Source organism: Mycobacterium colombiense, assembly GCF_001665835.1.
In the GTDB taxonomy this organism is placed as follows: domain Bacteria; phylum Actinomycetota; class Actinomycetes; order Mycobacteriales; family Mycobacteriaceae; genus Mycobacterium; species Mycobacterium colombiense_A.
In genome coordinates this window covers 17,712-33,911 of sequence record NZ_LZSX01000099.1, presented here as the reverse complement: position 1 = coordinate 33,911, position 16,200 = coordinate 17,712, and the positions used below count along the sequence as shown (strand labels likewise).

The window sequence follows — 16,200 nt, the reverse complement described above, 5'->3', positions numbered from 1 at the left end:
GGATTGGGTTGGCGGATAACGGGTTCAGCTGGTCAACACGTCGGGGTGCCGGGCCAAAGCCCGGCGGGCGTAGTAGGCGAAGTTGGCGCGGCTGCGCTGCGGTGACAGCGTCCAGTCATGGGCCTCACGGGCCAGTTCTTCGGGCAGTTCCTTGACGGTGCCGGCGGCCATGGCGGTCAGCTGCAGTTTGGCGGCGCGCTCGATGAGGATTCCCAACGAACACGCCTCCTCGACGCTGGCACCGGCGATGACGTGGCCGTGGTGCGCCAGCAGCACCGCCTTCTTGTCGCCGAGGGCGGCGCTGATGATCTCGCCCTCTTCGTTGCCGACCGGGACGCCCGGCCATTTCGGCAAGAACGCGCAGTCGTCGTAGAGCGGCGTGGTGTCCATGTGGGAGACGATCAGCGGGACTTCCAGCATCGACAACGCCGCCACGTGAAAGGCGTGGGTGTGCACGATGCACTGGACGTCGGGCCGGGCGCGGTAGATCCAGCTGTGAAAACGGTTGGCGGGGTTCGCGATTCCGTCCCCGTCCAGGACGTTGAGGTCCTCGTCGACCAGCAGCAGGTTGTCGTCGGTGATCTCATCGAACCCCAGGCCCAGCCGCTGGGTGTAGTAGGTGCCGTCCGCCTCGGCGCGGGCGGTGATCTGCCCGGCCAGCCCGGAGTCATGCCCGGCGTCGAACAGCGCCCGGCACGTCAAAGCCAGCTTCTGACGGGTGGTCAACTGCGAATCGGCGACGTTGGCCGTCAACTGCTCGGCAGCCCGGCGCATCAATTCAGACTTCGATTCGGTGAACGTGCTGGCCATAATCGGCTCCCTCGGCGCGAACGTGTGACACAATAGTATCACTATAGGAAACCTTGTGTCATGAGAGGGGTGGCCCGTGACCGCACTGCTGCGCGCGGTCCGCAAGCAACGCGGCCTCACCCTGGAGGAGTTGGCCCGGCAGACCGGACTGACCAAGAGCTACCTGTCCAAGATCGAACGCCGTTGCAGCACACCGTCGATCGCGGTGGCTCTCAAAGTCGCCAAGGCCCTCGACGTCGACGTGGGGCGGCTGTTCTCCGAGGAGGCGGCGCAGGAGAAGATCACCGTCGAGCGTGCCAGCGGCGACGCCGAGGGTGGGCGCTACCGGGTGCTCGCCTCGTCGCTGCTGGGAAAGTCGATGTCGCCGTTCGTGGTTCGCCCGACGGAGCAGCTTGCCGACGATCCCCATCCCGAACACGCCGGCCAGGAGTTCATGTTCGTGCACGCCGGAACCGTCGAACTCGATTACGGGGACCAGACGTTCATGCTCGGCCCGGGCGACAGCGCCTATTTCGACGCATCGGTCAGCCATAAGATCCGGGCGGTCGGCGCCGAACCCGCCGAAGTGGTCGTCGTCGCGCATGCCGAACCCGGCGCCCGCAGCACCCGCGACATCTTTGTGTCCTAGACTTCTATCCCCCACCGCTTCCTCCCGCAGACGCGAAAGGCGTTGCAGTATGCCTTCAACGCAAACCGAGGACCGGCAAGCGTCCGCGTGGGCACCGATGCGCAATCGCGTGTTCCGCACGTTGTTCATCGCGCAGTTCGTCTCCAACGTCGGGACCTGGATGCAAAGTGTCGCGGCGCAATGGTTCCTGATCGAAGACCACAGCAGTCCCGTCATCGTGGCCCTGGTTCAAACCGCGAGTCTGGGACCGACGCTGCTGCTGGGATTCTTCGCCGGGGCGCTGGCCGACCTCTTCGACCGGCGGCGACTGCTGATCTTCCTGCAGTCGTATGCGGTCGTGGTGACGCTGGCCCTGGCCGTGCTGACGTTCCTCGGCACCCTTACCCCGACCTCACTGTTGCTGTTCACGTTGGCGGTCGGCTTCGCCTCCGCCCTGACCGCACCGGCCTGGCAGGCGATTCAGCCCGAGGTCGTCACGCGCGAGGAGATTCCCGCCGCGGCGACGTTGGCCAGCGTCTCGGTGAACATCGCCCGCGTGGTCGGGCCCGCGATCGGCGGCGTGGTGCTGGCGGCGACCGGCCCCGGAGCCGTCTTCGCCATCAACGCGATATCCTTCGCCGGCATCATCGTCGCCCTGGCGGCGTGGCGCCGACCCAAGCAAGAGCCGCCCGTCGAACGGGAACACTTCAGCCAGGCCATCGTCACCGGCTTCCGGTACGTCGCCAACGGGCCCATTTTCCGCAGGATCCTCTTGCGCACAGCCCTTTTCGTGTTTCCCGCCTCGGCGCTGCTGGCGCTGTTGCCGGTGGCCGCCGCCGACCGGTGGCACCTGGGGGCCGGTGGCTACGGTGTGGCGTTGGGCGCCATAGGTTTTGGCGCGGTGCTCGCCGTCGCGGTTCCCGCGCCGCTGCGCCAGAAGGTGCCGCCCAACGGCCTGCTGGCCATTTCGGCCGCCGCGTACGCACTTGCGCCGCTCGCCGTGGTGTGGCTGCCGTTCGCCGCGGCGGCGCCGCTTCTGGTGCTGTCCGGGACGACCTGGTTGATCACCTTGACGACGCTGAACGCCGCGGCGCAACTCCACCTGCCGCAGTGGGTGCGGGCCCGCGGATTGTCGGTGTATCTCTTGGTTTTCACGGGATCCCAGGCATTCGGCTCATACCTCTGGGGCGCCATCGCCACCCGCGCGGGGCTTGATCTCGCGCTCAGCTTGTCGGCCGCGTTCCTGGGCGCCGCCGCCCTCAGCGTCGCCGTTCTCCCCTTGCGGCCGTCGACCGGAAAGCTCAGCCGCGACATCTCCAGGGCATGGCCGTCGCCCATGATCGTCTTCGAACCCTGTCCCAACGACGGGCCGGTCCTGGTGGCCATCCGCTATCGGGTGGCGGCGGACAAACTTCAGGAGTTCGTCAACGCGATGAGCGCCGTGCGGCGATCGCGGCTGCGCACCGGTGGACACAGCTGGCGGCTCTATCACAGCATCGAAGACCCCGACGCGGTCCTCGAGAGGTTCACCGTGCCGTCCTGGACGGAGTTTCAGCACCAGCACACCGAGCGCTGGCTGGAGTCCGACCACGACGGCCTGGCGACGGCGGTGAGTTACACCGTCGACAGCACCCGGCAGCACGAGTACTACCTGGCGCTGCGGGTGCACCGATGATCCAGCTGTTGTTCTCCTACGGCACCCTGCAACAGCCCGACGTCCAGCGCGCGACGTTCGGCCGCGAGCTCACCGGCCACCGCGACGCGATCGTCGGCTACGAACTGGAATACGTCACCATCACCGACCCGCACATCGTCGCGACCAGCGGCAGCTACCGCCACCCGATCCTGCGGCCGAGCAACCGTCCCGACGCGCACGTGGACGGCACGGTGTTCGCCATCAGCGAAGCCGATCTGGCGGCCGCCGATGAGTACGAGGTGGACGAGTACCGCCGCACCGAGGTGCCGCTGCGATCCGGCGCGACCGCGTGGGCGTACGTCTTCGCCGGCTGACTAGCTGGGTCGGCAGGTGACGGTGGTGGTCGCGTCCTGATGCGCGACCACCTGGCCGTCCACGGCGATCTCGCAGTGGAATTGGGCGGGGCCGTTGCCCGAATCCGGCCAGTGCAGCATGCCGCTGGCGGTGATGCTCGCAAACTGGCTCGGGTTCGCCAGGGTGGCGGTGTAGGTGACCGGCGCTCCGCCGCTGAGCGGGGCCTGCACGCTGGTCGAGAACTTCGACGGGTCCGCGCTGAAAGCGGCCTGGCTGGGCGGGTCGGCGTTCACGTACGAGACGTTGGCGGTCAGATTGTTGGGGCTGGTCACGGTGTAGGTCACCTGGTGGCCATCCGCATGCGCCGTCGCCGGCGTCAACACCGCCCCCGCGGCCATTGCCAGCGTTACCGCTGAGATCGCGCTCGCTGTCCTTTGCACGTTCGTCATATCGAAAACGCTACCGGATTCGTTAGCGGCGGTTTGGTGTTTACCGGCAGCTGTGCCCGCGGTTGCCCGGCTCCGGTATGAAGCAAGCATGAGCGATGAGACGCGTCCGGCCCCCAAACAGGCCGATAGCGCCGAAGTGCCGGTGACCCGCCGCCGGTTGCTGACGACCGGGGCGGTGTCGGCCGCCCTCGGGGTGGGCATCGGGGGCGGTGCCGTGCTGCTGTGGTCACGTCCGCGGGGCCCGATGGCCTGGCTGCAGCCCGATCGCCACGGCGCGCCGCCGGTCGGCGGGCTGCACCTGCAGTTCGGGAAGAACGCCGGCACCGAAGTGGTGGTGTCGTGGCACACCACCGACGCCGTCCGTAATCCGCGGGTCCTGCTCGGAACGCCGGCGTCCGGCTTCGTCCGCACCGTCGCCGCGGAAACCCGCACCTACCGGGACGCGAAGTCTGGCACCGAAGTTCGCGTCAACCACGCCCGGCTGACCAACCTCACCCCGGACACCGACTACGTGTACGCCGCGCTGCACGACGGCGCGGAACCGGAGCAGGGCACCGTGCGCACCGCGCCGACGGGCCGAAAGCGACTGCTGTTCACCAGCTTCGGTGACCAGTCCACGCCGGCACTGGCCAAGATGCCCGACGGCAGCTACGCCACCGACAACATCGGCTCGCCGGCCGCCGCCGACACCACCATGGCGATCGAACGGATGGGGCCGCTGTTCAACCTGATCAACGGCGACCTGTGCTACGCCAACCTGGCCCGAGACCGGGTGCGCACCTGGTCGAACTGGTTCGAGAACAACACCCGCTCGGCGCGATACCGGCCCTGGATGCCCGCGGCCGGCAATCACGAGAACGAATTGGGTAACGGGCCAATCGGTTACGGGGCCTATCAGGCCTACTTCGCGGTACCCGATTCCGGGTCGAGCCCCGAGACCCGCGGCATGTGGTACTCGTTCACCGCCGGCTCGGTGCGGGTGATCAGTCTGAGCAACGACGACGTCGCCTTCCAGGACGGCGGCAACTTCTACGTGCACGGCTACTCCGGCGGCGAGCAAAAGCGCTGGCTTGCAAACGAACTCGCCGCGGCCCGGCGCGACCCGGATATCGACTGGATTGTCGTCTGCATGCACCAGACGGCGATCTCCACCGCCGATAAGACCAACGGGGCCGACCTGGGCATCCGTGAGGAATGGCTGCCGCTGTTCGACCAGTATCAGGTCGATCTGGTGGTGTGCGGTCACGAACACCACTACGAACGCTCGCATCCGTTGCGCGGCACGCTGGGCACCGACACCCGCACGCCGATACCCGTCGACACCCGAAACGATGTCATCGACGCCACCCGCGGAACGGTACACCTGGTCATCGGTGGCGGCGGCACCTCGGCGCCGAGCAACGCGATGTTCTTCCCCGATCTCCGGTGCCGCGTTGTCACCGGCGTGGGCGCGTTCGATCCACGGCTGGGCCGCGGGGCCCCGATCTACGTTCTGGAGGACGCGCCGTGGTCGGCTTTTCGCGACCGCGAGAACCCTTATGGTTTCGTGGCTTTCGACGTCGACCCGGGCCAACCCGGCGGTAACACCTCGATCAAGGCGACGCACTACGCACTGCGGGGCCCGTTCGGTGAGGTCGCCGTGATCGACGAATTCACGCTCACCAAGCCGCGCGGTGACAAGGCGGACTAGCTCAAAACAGCGTCGCCTGAACGGGTTCCGGCGCCGGCGCGGCCGGGGCCGCTCGCGAGAACGGGCGGTGGTCACCGGCCAGTCGATGCTTGGCGATCAGCGGGGCGGCCCGCTGCCGCAACATGTCGCGATAGCCCTGCGGCAGGTAGGCACCGCGCCGGTACAGCTCGCGATAGCGGCCGACCAGTTCGGGATGCGAGCGTGCCAGCCACGCCATGAACCACCCCCTGGTCGAGCTGCGTAGATGCAGGCCGAAAACCGTGACGCTGCTGGCACCGGCCGCCGCGATCTGGCCGAGCAGCCCGTCGAGATGCTCGACGGAATCGGTGAGATGCGGCAGCACCGGCGCGACCATCACATGACAGTCCAGCCCGGCGGCACGGATCGCACGGATCAGGCCCAGCCGCGCCTGCGGTGTGGGCGTGCCGGGCTCGACGTCTTTGTGCAGCTCGGGATCGCCGACGGCCAGCGACACCGCGACCGAGACCGGAACCTGCGCCGCGGCTTGGGTGATCAACGGCAGGTCGCGCCGCAGCAGCGTCCCCTTGGTCAGGATCGACAGCGGCGTACCCGATTCGGCCAGGGCGCCGATGATGCCGGGCATCAGCGCGTAGCGCCCCTCGGCCCGCTGGTACGGATCGGTGTTGGTGCCCAGGGCGACGGTCTCGCGCTGCCAGGACGGCCGTCGCAGCTCGCGGCGCAGCACCTCGACGACGTTGGTCTTCACGACGACCTGAGTGTCGAAGTCGTTGCCGCAGTCCAGCTCCAGGTATTCGTGGGTGGGCCGGGCGAAGCAGTACCGGCAGGCGTGCGAGCAGCCGCGGTAGCCGTTGACGGTGTAGCGGAACGGCAGCGCAGCCGCGTTCGGCACCTTGTTCAGTGCGGACTTGCACACAACCTCGTGAAAGGTGATCCCGTCGAACTGCGGCGAGCGCACGCTGCGCAGGAAGCCGATGCGCTGCAGCCCCGGCAGCGCCCCGTCCTCGACCGGCGTCCCGTTGACCGCGACGGCCTGGTTTGCCCACCGCATGTGGTCTATTCGAACATTAGTTCGAGGACGAGTCAAGCACCGGGCGGCGCGTTCTCTGGTCGTACAGTGAACGTCGACCGTATCGCCCCTACGCCGGCCGCGAGGACCGATGACCGAACGCATTGAGACTTCCCGCACCATCGCCGCCCCCGCGGATGCGATCTTCGCCGTGCTGTGCGACCCGCAGGGCCACGTGGCGATCGACTCGTCCGGGATGCTTCAAGACGCCGAGGGTGATCCGGTGCGCGCCGTCGGTGACCAGTTCGTCGTCCACATGGACCGCGAATCATTAAACGATTTCCCGGAATTGGGCAGATACGACGTCACCGTCGACATCAAGGAATTCGAACAGGACCGCCTGATTTGCTGGACGGTTCTGGGCCAGATTCAGCCGCCGATCGGCCATGTCTACGGCTACGCGCTCACACCCACCGAGGACGCCGAGGCCACGATCGTCACCTCGTTCTACGACTGGTCGAACATCGACCCGAAGTGGCGGGAAGCCGGGATTTTCCCGATTCTGTCCGAGGGCGCATTGCGTGCGACTTTGGGAATTCTCGACCGCACGATGCGCCGCGGTTATCCGGGCGGATAAAACCACAACCTCGCATGGGGCACGTGAATCGAGTTTCGGTTTTGCGCGACATTTGTGCGGGTATTACCGGAGGGCCCCTCACGAAAGGACCTGTCATGTTGCACCAGGTAATTCTGGCGAGTTCGGACCCGATCGCGGCCGGCTTTATCCTCCGTGGCATCAAGGGAATTTTCGTCGCTATCGGCAGCATTATCGCCGCAATAATCTGCGGAATCATCGCCATGATGAAGGGCCGCAATCCGCTGGGCTGGGGAATTCTCGGGCTGTTCTTCTCGATCCTGACGTTGATCGTCGTCATCATTATTCCCAGCAAGAAATAGCACTTAGAAGGGCGGCGGCTCCCCGTCGCCAACGGCATGGGTCAAGTCGGAACCCCGAGTGTAGGAAGGCGTTTCGGCCTGACGCGCCATTCGATTGCGATGGCGTTCGGTGGCGATGCGAACGCTGCGGTTTTGCGCCCGGGTGCGGCGGCGCTTGGGCATCATCGCCGTCCGGTCGCCGCACGGCTCGGCGCTGGTGGCCGCTGGCAAAGGGCTCGCGCCGCCAGTGGGCACGCACAAGCTGGGGAATAGCAGCGCGCTGCCCGGGGTCGTGACGTACGTATGTCCCGACGGGGACGTCAAGATGAGGGTCCCGTCGCACAATTGGGTGTCGCGCCAGCCCCAGAAAGTCTTCACCAAATGATGTGTGCGGCAATAACATTTGAGATTCGACGCGTGTGTGGGGCCGCCGTCGGCATACGGGATCGTATGGTCGAGGTCGCAGTCGGTGGCCGGGCGGTCGCACCCGGGCCAGCGACACGTCAAATCCCGGCAGCGCACGAAATCGGCCAGCGCCTTGGAGGGCACATGACCGGGCTCCGGTGGCGCATCACCGGGATGTACCAGCGGGGTCAGCTTGGCCGAAGCGGCCAACTCGCCGAGCAACTCCGGCGGGACCAAGCCCTGCGCACCTATCTGAGCGGCGGGCGTTGAACCGCGGCCATCCAGCACGGCCTGCTCGGCGATCACATGAATCACCACGGGGCTGGCCGCGGGCCGTTTACCAGCCGCGCAATCCGATCGCCCGCACCGGCACCCCAACCGGTCCGCGCCGGCCGCCAACGCCCCCAACGCGCCAGCGCGGCGCTGCTCCCGGGTGCGCGGATCGCGCTCACACACCGTGGCCGCCAACGCGTCTAACCGCTGATCCAACGCATGCGCGTCCGGACTCACCAGGGTGCCTTCGATATGCGACATGCCGTCGCCCGCATCGGCGATCCAGATCTCGCGATCGGCTATGCGCTCCTTGCGGCGTCGTACCGCGTCCGCATCAGCGCGAGCCACCACCTTGTCCACCTGCGCGGCCAGCCGGCCCTGGCTCAGTGACGGCCACCTGGTGACGTTGGCGGCCAGCTCGGTGTCCACGGCGCCCAACACGTCGGGGTCGGTGATCAAATCGGTGCGGAACACCATCGTTTGAAACATTCGGTAGTCGATATCGCCGGCCGCGAACACCGCACCTACCTTCGGCAGCCGCTCACGCATCGCACGGGCATAGCGCACGCGGCTGGCGGCCAGTCCCTGGCCTATCCGCAACTCCGCGGCCACCTCCGCGCTCACCGCCGCCTCGGTGTCGACCGCCCACTCCTCGGTCTCCGAACACCGTGACAGCCGGTAAGAAAACAACTCAGCAATCGCTACCAACTGCGCGGCCGCCGACCGATTCTCCGCCCGGGCGGCCGCTCCGATCCGCTCCAGCAGACCTACCGACACCGACGTCGCCGACGGGTAATGGCGCTCGACAAGGTCGTCGAACCGAGCCCGGACTTCTTCGAACATGTGTTCGAGCCTATCACTCGCGGGCGACAAACCTCAGCGACCGAACCGCCCGAGCACCTCGGCGACAACGGAATCCAGCGCGACGGGGACCTGCTCCCCGGTCCCGAGATCCTTCACCCCGACGGTGCCGCCCTCGATGTCGCGGTCGCCGAGGACCAGCGCGATCCGGGCCCCGGAGCGGTCGGCCGCGCGCATCGCGCCCTTGAGTCCGCGGTCGCCGTAGGCCAGGTCGACGCGCACACCGCCGGCGCGCAACTGCGCGGCCAGCACCGCCAGCCGCAGCTTGGCCTGCTCGCTCAGCGGCACGCCGAACACCTCGCACCGCGCGGCCTCCCCCACACTCTTGCCCTCCGCGCGCAGCGCCAGCAGCGTCCGGTCTACACCGAGCCCAAACCCGATGCCGGACAGGTCTTGTCCGCCGAGTTGGTGCATCAGGCCGTCGTAGCGGCCACCGCCGCCGATGCCCGACTGCGCGCCCAGGCCGTCGTGCACGAACTCGAAAGTGGTCTTGGTGTAGTAGTCCAGGCCGCGCACCATGCGGGGGTTGATGACGTAGGGCACCCCCATCGCATCCAGGTGCGCCAGCACGGTGTCGAAGTGTTGCTTGGCCGCATCGGACAGGTGATCGAGCAGCACCGGGGCGTCGGCCATCATGGCGCGCACCGCGGGTCGCTTGTCGTCGAGCACCCGCAGCGGGTTGAGCTGCGCCCGCCGTCGCGTCTCATCGTCCAGGTCGAGCGCAAACAGGAAGTCCTGCAACAATTCCCGATACTGCGGCCGGCAGCTGTCGTCGCCCAGTGAGGTGATCTCCAGGCGGAATCCGTCCAGCCCGAGCGAGCGGAAACCGGCGTCGGCGATCGCGATCACCTCGGCGTCCAGAGCCGGGTCGTCGACACCGATCGCCTCCACGCCGACCTGCTGCAGCTGGCGATAGCGGCCGGCCTGCGGACGCTCATAGCGGAAAAACGGTCCCGCGTAACAGAGTTTGATCGGTAGCGCGCCGCGGTCGAGGCCGTGTTCGATGACCGCGCGCACCACGCCCGCGGTGCCCTCGGGCCGCAACGTCACCGAGCGATCGCCACGGTCGGCGAACGTGTACATCTCTTTGGACACCACGTCGGTGGATTCGCCGACGCCGCGGGCGAACAGGGCGGTGTCTTCGAAGATGGGCAACTCGATATCGCCGTAGCCGGCCCGGCGGGCGGCGCCGAGCAGCCCGTCGCGCACCGCGACGAACTGCGCCGAATCCGGCGGGACGTAGTCCGGCACGCCCTTGGGCGCGGAAAAAGCGGAGAACTCGCCCACGTGCTACAGGCCTTCGAGGAACGGGTTGAGGCGCCGCTCGGCGCCGATGGTGGTGGAGTTGCCGTGTCCCGGCAACACCACGGTCTTGTCGTCGAGCACCAGAAGTTTGTCGACGATCGAGGTCAGCAGGTCCCGGCCGCTGCCGCCGAACAGGTCGGTGCGGCCCACCGCGCGTTCGAAGAGCGTGTCACCGGTGAACACGACGTCCTCGTCCCCGGCGACCCGGAACACCACTGATCCGCGGGTGTGTCCCGGCGTGTGGTCGACGTTGACGGTCACGCTGCCCAGGTCCAGCTTGTCGCCGTCCCGGTCCAGCTCGACGACCTGCTTGGGCTCCCGCCAGAAGGCGCCCGCCACCAGCTGCGCCAGGCGGGGGCCCAGGCCGTAGATCGGGTCGGTGAGCATGAACCTGTCCTCGGGGTGGATATACGTCGGGCAACCGTAGGTGTCGGACACCTTCTGCGCCGACCACATGTGGTCGATGTGCCCGTGGGTCAGCAGCACCGCGGCCGGCGTCAGCCGGTTCTTGTCCAGGATGTTTCGCAGCGGACCCATCGCCCGCTGCCCCGGATCCACGATGACGGCGTCCGTTCCTGGCCGCTCGGCCAGCACGTAGCAGTTGCACTGCAACATGCCGGCGGGAAATCCGGTGATCAACACGGTTCCCAGTTTCCCATGGGCCCCACTTGACACGAGTCGCGGCGCCCACATTAGCCTGAGCTGGCAACTCTCCCGTTTAAGGGGGCTCCGATCAATCATGGAGGCATAGCGGCCGTGCCGACCAACGAACAGCGACGTGCCAACGCCAAGCGCAAGCTCGAACGGCAGCTGGAGCGGCGCGCGAAGCAAGCCAAGACGCGCAGGATCGTGCTGATCGCGGCCGGTTCGATCGTGGCCGTGGCCGTGATCGCGGCGGTGGTGATCACGATCGTCAACACCAAGCACGACGACCACAAGAGCATCACCGCGGCGTCGACGACCACCAGCAGCAGCGCGCCGGTGACGACGGCGCCCGGCCAGCCGGGCCAGACCGCGCCGCTGCCGCCGTTCAAGCCGTCGGCCGACGTGGGCGCCAACTGTCAGTACCCGGCCTCACCCGAGCCGGCGGCCAAGGAGGTCAAGCCGCCGCGGACCGGCAAGGTACCCACCGACCCCGCCCAGGTGAGCGCCAGCATGGTGACCAACCAGGGCCACATCGGCCTGATGCTGGCGAACAACGAATCACCTTGCACCGTCAACAGTTTCGCGAGCCTGGCCGGTCAGAAGTACTTCGACAACACCAAGTGCCACCGGCTGACCACCTCGCAGGGCCTGGGCGTCCTGCAGTGCGGCGACCCGAAGGGCGAGGGTACCGGCGGTCCGGGCTATCAATTCGCCAACGAGTACCCGACCGACCAGTTCCCGCCGAACGACCCCAAGGCACAGGAGCCCGTCGTCTATCCGCGCGGCACCCTGGCCATGGCGAACGCCGGGCCCGGTACCAACGGCAGCCAATTCTTCTTGGTGTACAAGGACTCCCAGCTGCCGCCGCAATACACCGTGTTCGGCACCATCCAGGCCGACGGGCTGGCCACCCTGGACAAGATCGCCAAGGCCGGAGTCGCCGGCGGCGGTGAAGACGGGGCACCCGCCACCGAGGTGACCATCACCTCGGTGCTGCTCGACTAGGCCGAATCGACGCGAAACTCCCTCTGATCGGCGGGATTCGCCCGGCGCGCACCGCCGAGAGCTTATGGTCGTTGGGTGAATCTGGATCCGGACTCATTCGGTCATTACCGAATATTGGATTTGTTGGGGCGCGGCGGGATGGGACGCGTATACCGTGCCTACGACACAACCACGGACCGGGTAGTCGCACTGAAAGTGCTTCCGCCGCATCTGGCTGAGGATCAAGACTTTCAGCAGCGTTTCCGCCGAGAGGCCCGCATCGCGGCGGCCCTCAACGACCCGCACGTGGTGCCCATCCACGGTTTTGGCGAGCTCGACGGTCGGCTCTATGTCGACATGCGGCTGATCGAGGGCCGCCACTTGTCCCAGTACATCAACGAAAACGGCGACCGACTCAGCCCCGAGCAAACGGTCGCGGTGATCGAGCAGGTTGCGGCGGCGCTGGACAGCGCCCGCCAGGCGGGGTTGATCCACCGCGACATCAAACCGATGAACATCTTGATCACCACCGCACACAATTTCGTCTATTTGATCGACTTCGGTCTTGCCCGCACGGAGGCCGACACCCAACTCACGCAGACCGGTGCCACCATGGGCACCGTCGCGTACATGGCGCCCGAGCGCTTCAAAGGCAAAACGGATCACCGTGCCGACGTCTATTCGTTGGCCTGCGTTTTGCACGAGTGCTTGACCGGCAAGCGCCCCTACGCTGGAGAGAGCCTCGAAGAACAGCTCAACGCGCATCTGAATGCCCCACCGCCGCGACCGTCCGCAACCGCACCCGGTGTCCCGTCGGGCTTCGACGCGGTTGTCGCTCGCGGGATGGCCAAGGACCCCGAACAGCGGTACCAGACGGCAATCGAGCTTGCTGAGGCCGCCAGGGCAGTGCTGGTCGGCAGTGGCCCGGCTACCACGTCGGGACCGCCGGGCGCGGCGCCGCCGGGGCCCGCGGCTGCCCCGCCGGGCAGCCAACCCGATCCGCGGTTGCAGCCTGGCCGCCCAACGCATTCGCGGCGTTTGCTGGTCGGGATCGTCGGCGCATCGGCGCTGGCGCTGGCCGCGGTGGCGGCACTGGTCATCGCGCTGGTGGCCCAGAGTCACGGTTCGGCCGACAGCGCGGGATCGTCCACCCAGACCCGGGCGCGGGCGCCCGGCAGGACCGGTTCCAACCCCGGTTCCAGCGGGCCGGCGTCGGCGACGGTGCCGCCGTTGCCGGCGTTCGCGCCGCCGGCCGATCTGGGGGCCAACTGCCAATATCGTTCGGTGCCGGACCCGGCCACCCGGCCGGTGAACCCGCCGCAGTCGGGCCGGGTGTCCACCACTCCCCCGCAGATCGGTGCGGTCATCTCCACCAACTTCGGCGACATCGCCATCCAGCTCGCCAATTCCGAATCCCCGTGCACGGTGAACAGCTTCATCAGCCTGGCCAAGCAGCAGTTCTTCGACAACACCCAGTGCGCCCGGCTGATCAGCTCCCAAGACGGCGGATCGCTGTTGTGTGGCGGCCCCGAGGTGGACGGCTCGGGCGGTCCCGGTTACGAATTCGGTGACGAGTACCCCACGGACCAATACAAGCCCGACGATCCCGCACTGCGCGCGACGGTGGTGTACCCGCGCGGCACCATCGTGATGGCCACCGAGGGGCCCAACACCAACGGCAGCCAATTCGCCTTGATCTTCAAGGATTCCGAGATGGAACCGCAGAGCACCGTTCTGGGCACCATCGACCAGGCCGGGCTGGACACCCTGGACAAGATCGCCCGGGCGGGCATCGCCGGGAATCGGCAGAGCGGCGCGCCGACCAACCCGGTCAAGATCACCTCGGTGCGACTGAGCTAGGGCGGGTTCATGCCGCGGACGTCACGCGGTAGACGTCATAGACGCCTTCGACATTACGCACGACATTGAGCAGATGGCCGAGATGCTTCGGGTCCCCCATCTCAAAGGTGAAGCGGCTGATGGCAACCCGGTCACCCGAGGTGGTGACCGACGCGGACAGGATGTTGACCTTCTCGTCGGCCAGCACCCGCGTGACGTCCGACAGCAGCCGGTGCCGGTCGAGCGCCTCGACCTGGATGGCCACCAGGAACACCGACGACGGCGACGGCGCCCAGTGCACTTCGATGATGCGCTCGGACTGCTGCTGCAGCGAGGCCGCGTTGGTGCAGTCGGTGCGGTGCACGCTCACCCCACCGCCGCGGGTGACGAACCCCATGATCTGGTCGCCGGGCACCGGGGTGCAGCATTTCGCCAGCTTGGTCAGCACGCCCGGGGCGCCGGGGACCGAGACGCCGACGTCGTCGCTGCTGCGCGGGCGGCGCAACATGGTTGTCGGCGTGGACCGTTCGGCGAGGTCCTCCTCGGCCTGGTCGATGCCCCCGAGTTCGGCCAGCAGCCGCTGCACGACGTGCCGGGCCGACACATGCCCCTCACCAATGGCCGTGTAGAGCGCGGACACGTCGGTGTAGTGCAGCTCGCGCGCCACCGCCGACAGCGTCTCACCATTGACCAAGCGCTGCAACGGAAGTCCGCCGCGACGCACCTCGCGGGCCATGGCGTCCTTGCCGGATTCGAGCGCTTCCTCGCGGCGCTCCTTGGCGAACCACTGCCGGATCTTGGCCTTGGCGCGTGGTGAGACCACGAACTGCTGCCAGTCCCGCGACGGCCCGGCGTTGGCCGCTTTGGAGGTGAAAACCTCGACGACTTCCCCGTTTTCCAGCTTGCGCTCCAGCGCCACCAGCCGGCCGTTCACCCGGGCGCCGATGCAGCGGTGTCCGACCTCGGTGTGCACCGCATAGGCGAAGTCCACCGGCGTCGAACCGTTGGGCAGGGTGATCACGTCGCCTTTGGGCGTGAACACGAAGATCTCTTGTACCGCAAGGTCATAGCGTAGGGACTCGAGGAATTCGCCCGGGTCCGCGGCCTCCCGTTGCCAGTCGAGCAGCTGGCGCATCCAGGCCATGTCGTCGATCTCGGCCGCGGCGTGCGGATGCGGAAGGCCGTTGCGCCCCTTGGCTTCCTTGTAGCGCCAGTGCGCGGCGATGCCGTATTCGGCGGTGCGGTGCATGTCGCGGGTGCGGATCTGCACCTCCAGCGGCTTGCCCTCCGGTCCCACGACGGTGGTGTGCAGCGACTGGTAGACGCCGTACCGCGGCTGGGCGATGTAGTCCTTGAACCGCCCCGCCATCGGCTGCCACAGCGAGTGCACCACGCCGACAGCGGCATAGCAGTCGCGGATCTCGTCGCACAGGATGCGGATGCCGACCAGGTCGTGGATGTCGTCGAAGTCGCGGCCCTTGACGATCATCTTCTGATAGATGGACCAGTAGTGCTTGGGGCGCCCCTCCACCGTCGCCTTGATCTTCGACGCGCCCAGGGTGTTGACGATCTCGGCGCGCACCTTGGCCAGGTAGGTGTCCCGGGACGGCGCGCGCCCGGCGACCAGCCGAACGATCTCCTCGTACTTCTTGGGGTGCAGGATGGCGAACGACAGGTCTTCCAGTTCCCACTTGACGCTGGCCATACCCAGCCGATGTGCAAGGGGCGCAATGACTTCCAGCGTCTCACGGGCTTTGCGCGCCTGCTTTTCCGGCGGCAGGAACCGCATGGTGCGCATGTTGTGCAGCCGGTCGGCGACCTTGATCACCAGCACGCGCGGATCGCGCGCCATCGCGGTGATCATCTTGCGGATGGTCTCGCCCTCGGCGGCGGTGCCCAGCACCACCCGGTCCAGTTTGGTGACGCCATCGACCAGATGGCCCACCTCTTCACCGAATTCCTCGCTCAAAGCGTCCAGGGTGTAGCCGGTGTCCTCGACGGTGTCGTGCAGCAGCGCGGCCACCAAAGTCGTGGTGTCCATGCCCAATTCGGCCAGAATGGTCGCGACGGCCAGCGGGTGGGTGATGTAGGGGTCGCCGGAATGGCGTAGCTGGGTGGCGTGCCGCTGGTCGGCGACCTCGAAGGCGCGCTGCAGCAGCGACACGTTCGCCTTCGGGTAGATCTCCCGGTGCATCGCCACCAGCGGTTCCAGCACCGGGTTGAGGGTGCTGCGCTGAGCCGTCATCCGGCGGGCCAGCCTGGCCCGGACCCGACGCGACGCGCTGCTGGACGTTTTCAGGGATTCGGCCGGTGGCTCCGGGGCCTCCATCGGCTGCGTGATGGCCGGCGGCTCTGTGACTTTAGTGGGCGCGTCGAGCGCTTGCGCCGCGCTGTTTTCCTCCGCCACGTTGGTCACCT

15 protein-coding genes are annotated in these 16,200 nt (G+C 67.4%); 8 read left to right on the top strand and 7 right to left on the bottom strand.

What is annotated here, in order from left to right:
- Positions 1-24: 24 nt before the first annotated feature.
- Complete coding sequence (locus A5760_RS24250) at positions 25-810, bottom strand: aldolase (RefSeq protein ID WP_064885580.1); 786 nt, start codon at positions 808-810, stop codon at positions 25-27.
- A gap of 76 nt (positions 811-886) precedes the next feature.
- On the opposite strand from A5760_RS24250, the gene A5760_RS24245 reads away from it, so the two are divergent.
- The 3 genes from A5760_RS24245 to A5760_RS24235 are packed head-to-tail and all read left to right on the top strand — an operon-like array spanning position 887 to position 3,427.
- Entirely contained in the window at positions 887-1,438 is a 552-nt protein-coding gene (locus A5760_RS24245; RefSeq protein ID WP_064885578.1) for a helix-turn-helix domain-containing protein, read from the top strand.
- Between the two features lie 49 nt (positions 1,439-1,487).
- The gene (locus A5760_RS24240; RefSeq protein ID WP_064885576.1) at positions 1,488-3,092 is read left to right on the top strand and encodes an MFS transporter; all 1,605 of its coding nucleotides are present in this window, start codon (positions 1,488-1,490) and stop codon (positions 3,090-3,092) included.
- Positions 3,089-3,427 (top strand): gamma-glutamylcyclotransferase family protein, encoded by a 339-nt coding sequence (locus A5760_RS24235; protein ID WP_064885574.1) that lies wholly within the window; start codon positions 3,089-3,091, stop codon positions 3,425-3,427. The genes A5760_RS24240 and A5760_RS24235 overlap by 4 nt, the downstream gene beginning before the upstream one ends.
- Here A5760_RS24235 and A5760_RS24230 read toward each other — a convergent pair whose 3' ends face one another.
- Complete coding sequence (locus tag A5760_RS24230) at positions 3,428-3,856, bottom strand: hypothetical protein (protein WP_064885572.1); 429 nt, start codon at positions 3,854-3,856, stop codon at positions 3,428-3,430.
- A gap of 88 nt (positions 3,857-3,944) precedes the next feature.
- Here A5760_RS24230 and A5760_RS24225 point away from each other — a divergent pair, with 88 nt between their 5' ends.
- Positions 3,945-5,546 (top strand): fibronectin type III domain-containing protein, encoded by a 1,602-nt coding sequence (locus A5760_RS24225; protein WP_064885570.1) that lies wholly within the window; start codon positions 3,945-3,947, stop codon positions 5,544-5,546.
- A gap of 1 nt (position 5,547) precedes the next feature.
- Here the strand turns inward: A5760_RS24225 and A5760_RS24220 are convergent, their stop codons facing one another.
- A complete protein-coding gene (locus tag A5760_RS24220; protein ID WP_064885568.1) occupies positions 5,548-6,576 on the bottom strand; it encodes an Rv2578c family radical SAM protein in 1,029 nt (342 codons plus the stop codon).
- Between the two features lie 109 nt (positions 6,577-6,685).
- Between A5760_RS24220 and A5760_RS24215 the strand changes: the two genes are divergently transcribed.
- Together A5760_RS24215 and A5760_RS24210 are read left to right on the top strand one after the other, a co-directional pair.
- Positions 6,686-7,171, top strand: coding sequence for a hypothetical protein (locus A5760_RS24215; RefSeq protein WP_064885566.1), 486 nt, complete (start codon positions 6,686-6,688; stop codon positions 7,169-7,171).
- Positions 7,172-7,266: 95 nt separating this feature from the next.
- On the top strand, positions 7,267-7,491 hold the full coding sequence (locus tag A5760_RS24210; RefSeq protein WP_064885564.1) for a hypothetical protein: 225 nt from the start codon (positions 7,267-7,269) through the stop codon (positions 7,489-7,491).
- 3 nt (positions 7,492-7,494) lie between these two features.
- Here A5760_RS24210 and A5760_RS24205 read toward each other — a convergent pair whose 3' ends face one another.
- From A5760_RS24205 to A5760_RS24195, 3 genes are read right to left on the bottom strand one after another with little or no spacing between them, the layout of a single operon-like run.
- Positions 7,495-8,991, bottom strand: coding sequence for an HNH endonuclease signature motif containing protein (locus A5760_RS24205; protein ID WP_064885562.1), 1,497 nt, complete (start codon positions 8,989-8,991; stop codon positions 7,495-7,497).
- A 33-nt stretch (positions 8,992-9,024) separates the two neighbouring features.
- Positions 9,025-10,296: a histidine--tRNA ligase gene (hisS, locus tag A5760_RS24200; protein ID WP_064885560.1), complete on the bottom strand. Its 1,272-nt coding sequence runs from the start codon at positions 10,294-10,296 to the stop codon at positions 9,025-9,027.
- Between the two features lie 3 nt (positions 10,297-10,299).
- Entirely contained in the window at positions 10,300-10,956 is a 657-nt protein-coding gene (locus A5760_RS24195; protein ID WP_064885558.1) for an MBL fold metallo-hydrolase, read from the bottom strand.
- A 114-nt stretch (positions 10,957-11,070) separates the two neighbouring features.
- On the opposite strand from A5760_RS24195, the gene A5760_RS24190 reads away from it, so the two are divergent.
- Positions 11,071-11,964, top strand: coding sequence for a peptidylprolyl isomerase (locus A5760_RS24190; protein ID WP_064885556.1), 894 nt, complete (start codon positions 11,071-11,073; stop codon positions 11,962-11,964).
- A gap of 75 nt (positions 11,965-12,039) precedes the next feature.
- A complete protein-coding gene (locus A5760_RS24185; protein WP_064885554.1) occupies positions 12,040-13,803 on the top strand; it encodes a protein kinase domain-containing protein in 1,764 nt (587 codons plus the stop codon).
- Positions 13,804-13,810: 7 nt separating this feature from the next.
- On the opposite strand, the gene A5760_RS24180 is transcribed toward A5760_RS24185, so the two are convergent.
- Positions 13,811-16,189, bottom strand: a complete 2,379-nt coding sequence (locus tag A5760_RS24180) for a RelA/SpoT family protein (protein ID WP_064885709.1) — start codon at positions 16,187-16,189, stop codon at positions 13,811-13,813.
- Between the last annotated feature and the right edge of the window lie 11 nt (positions 16,190-16,200).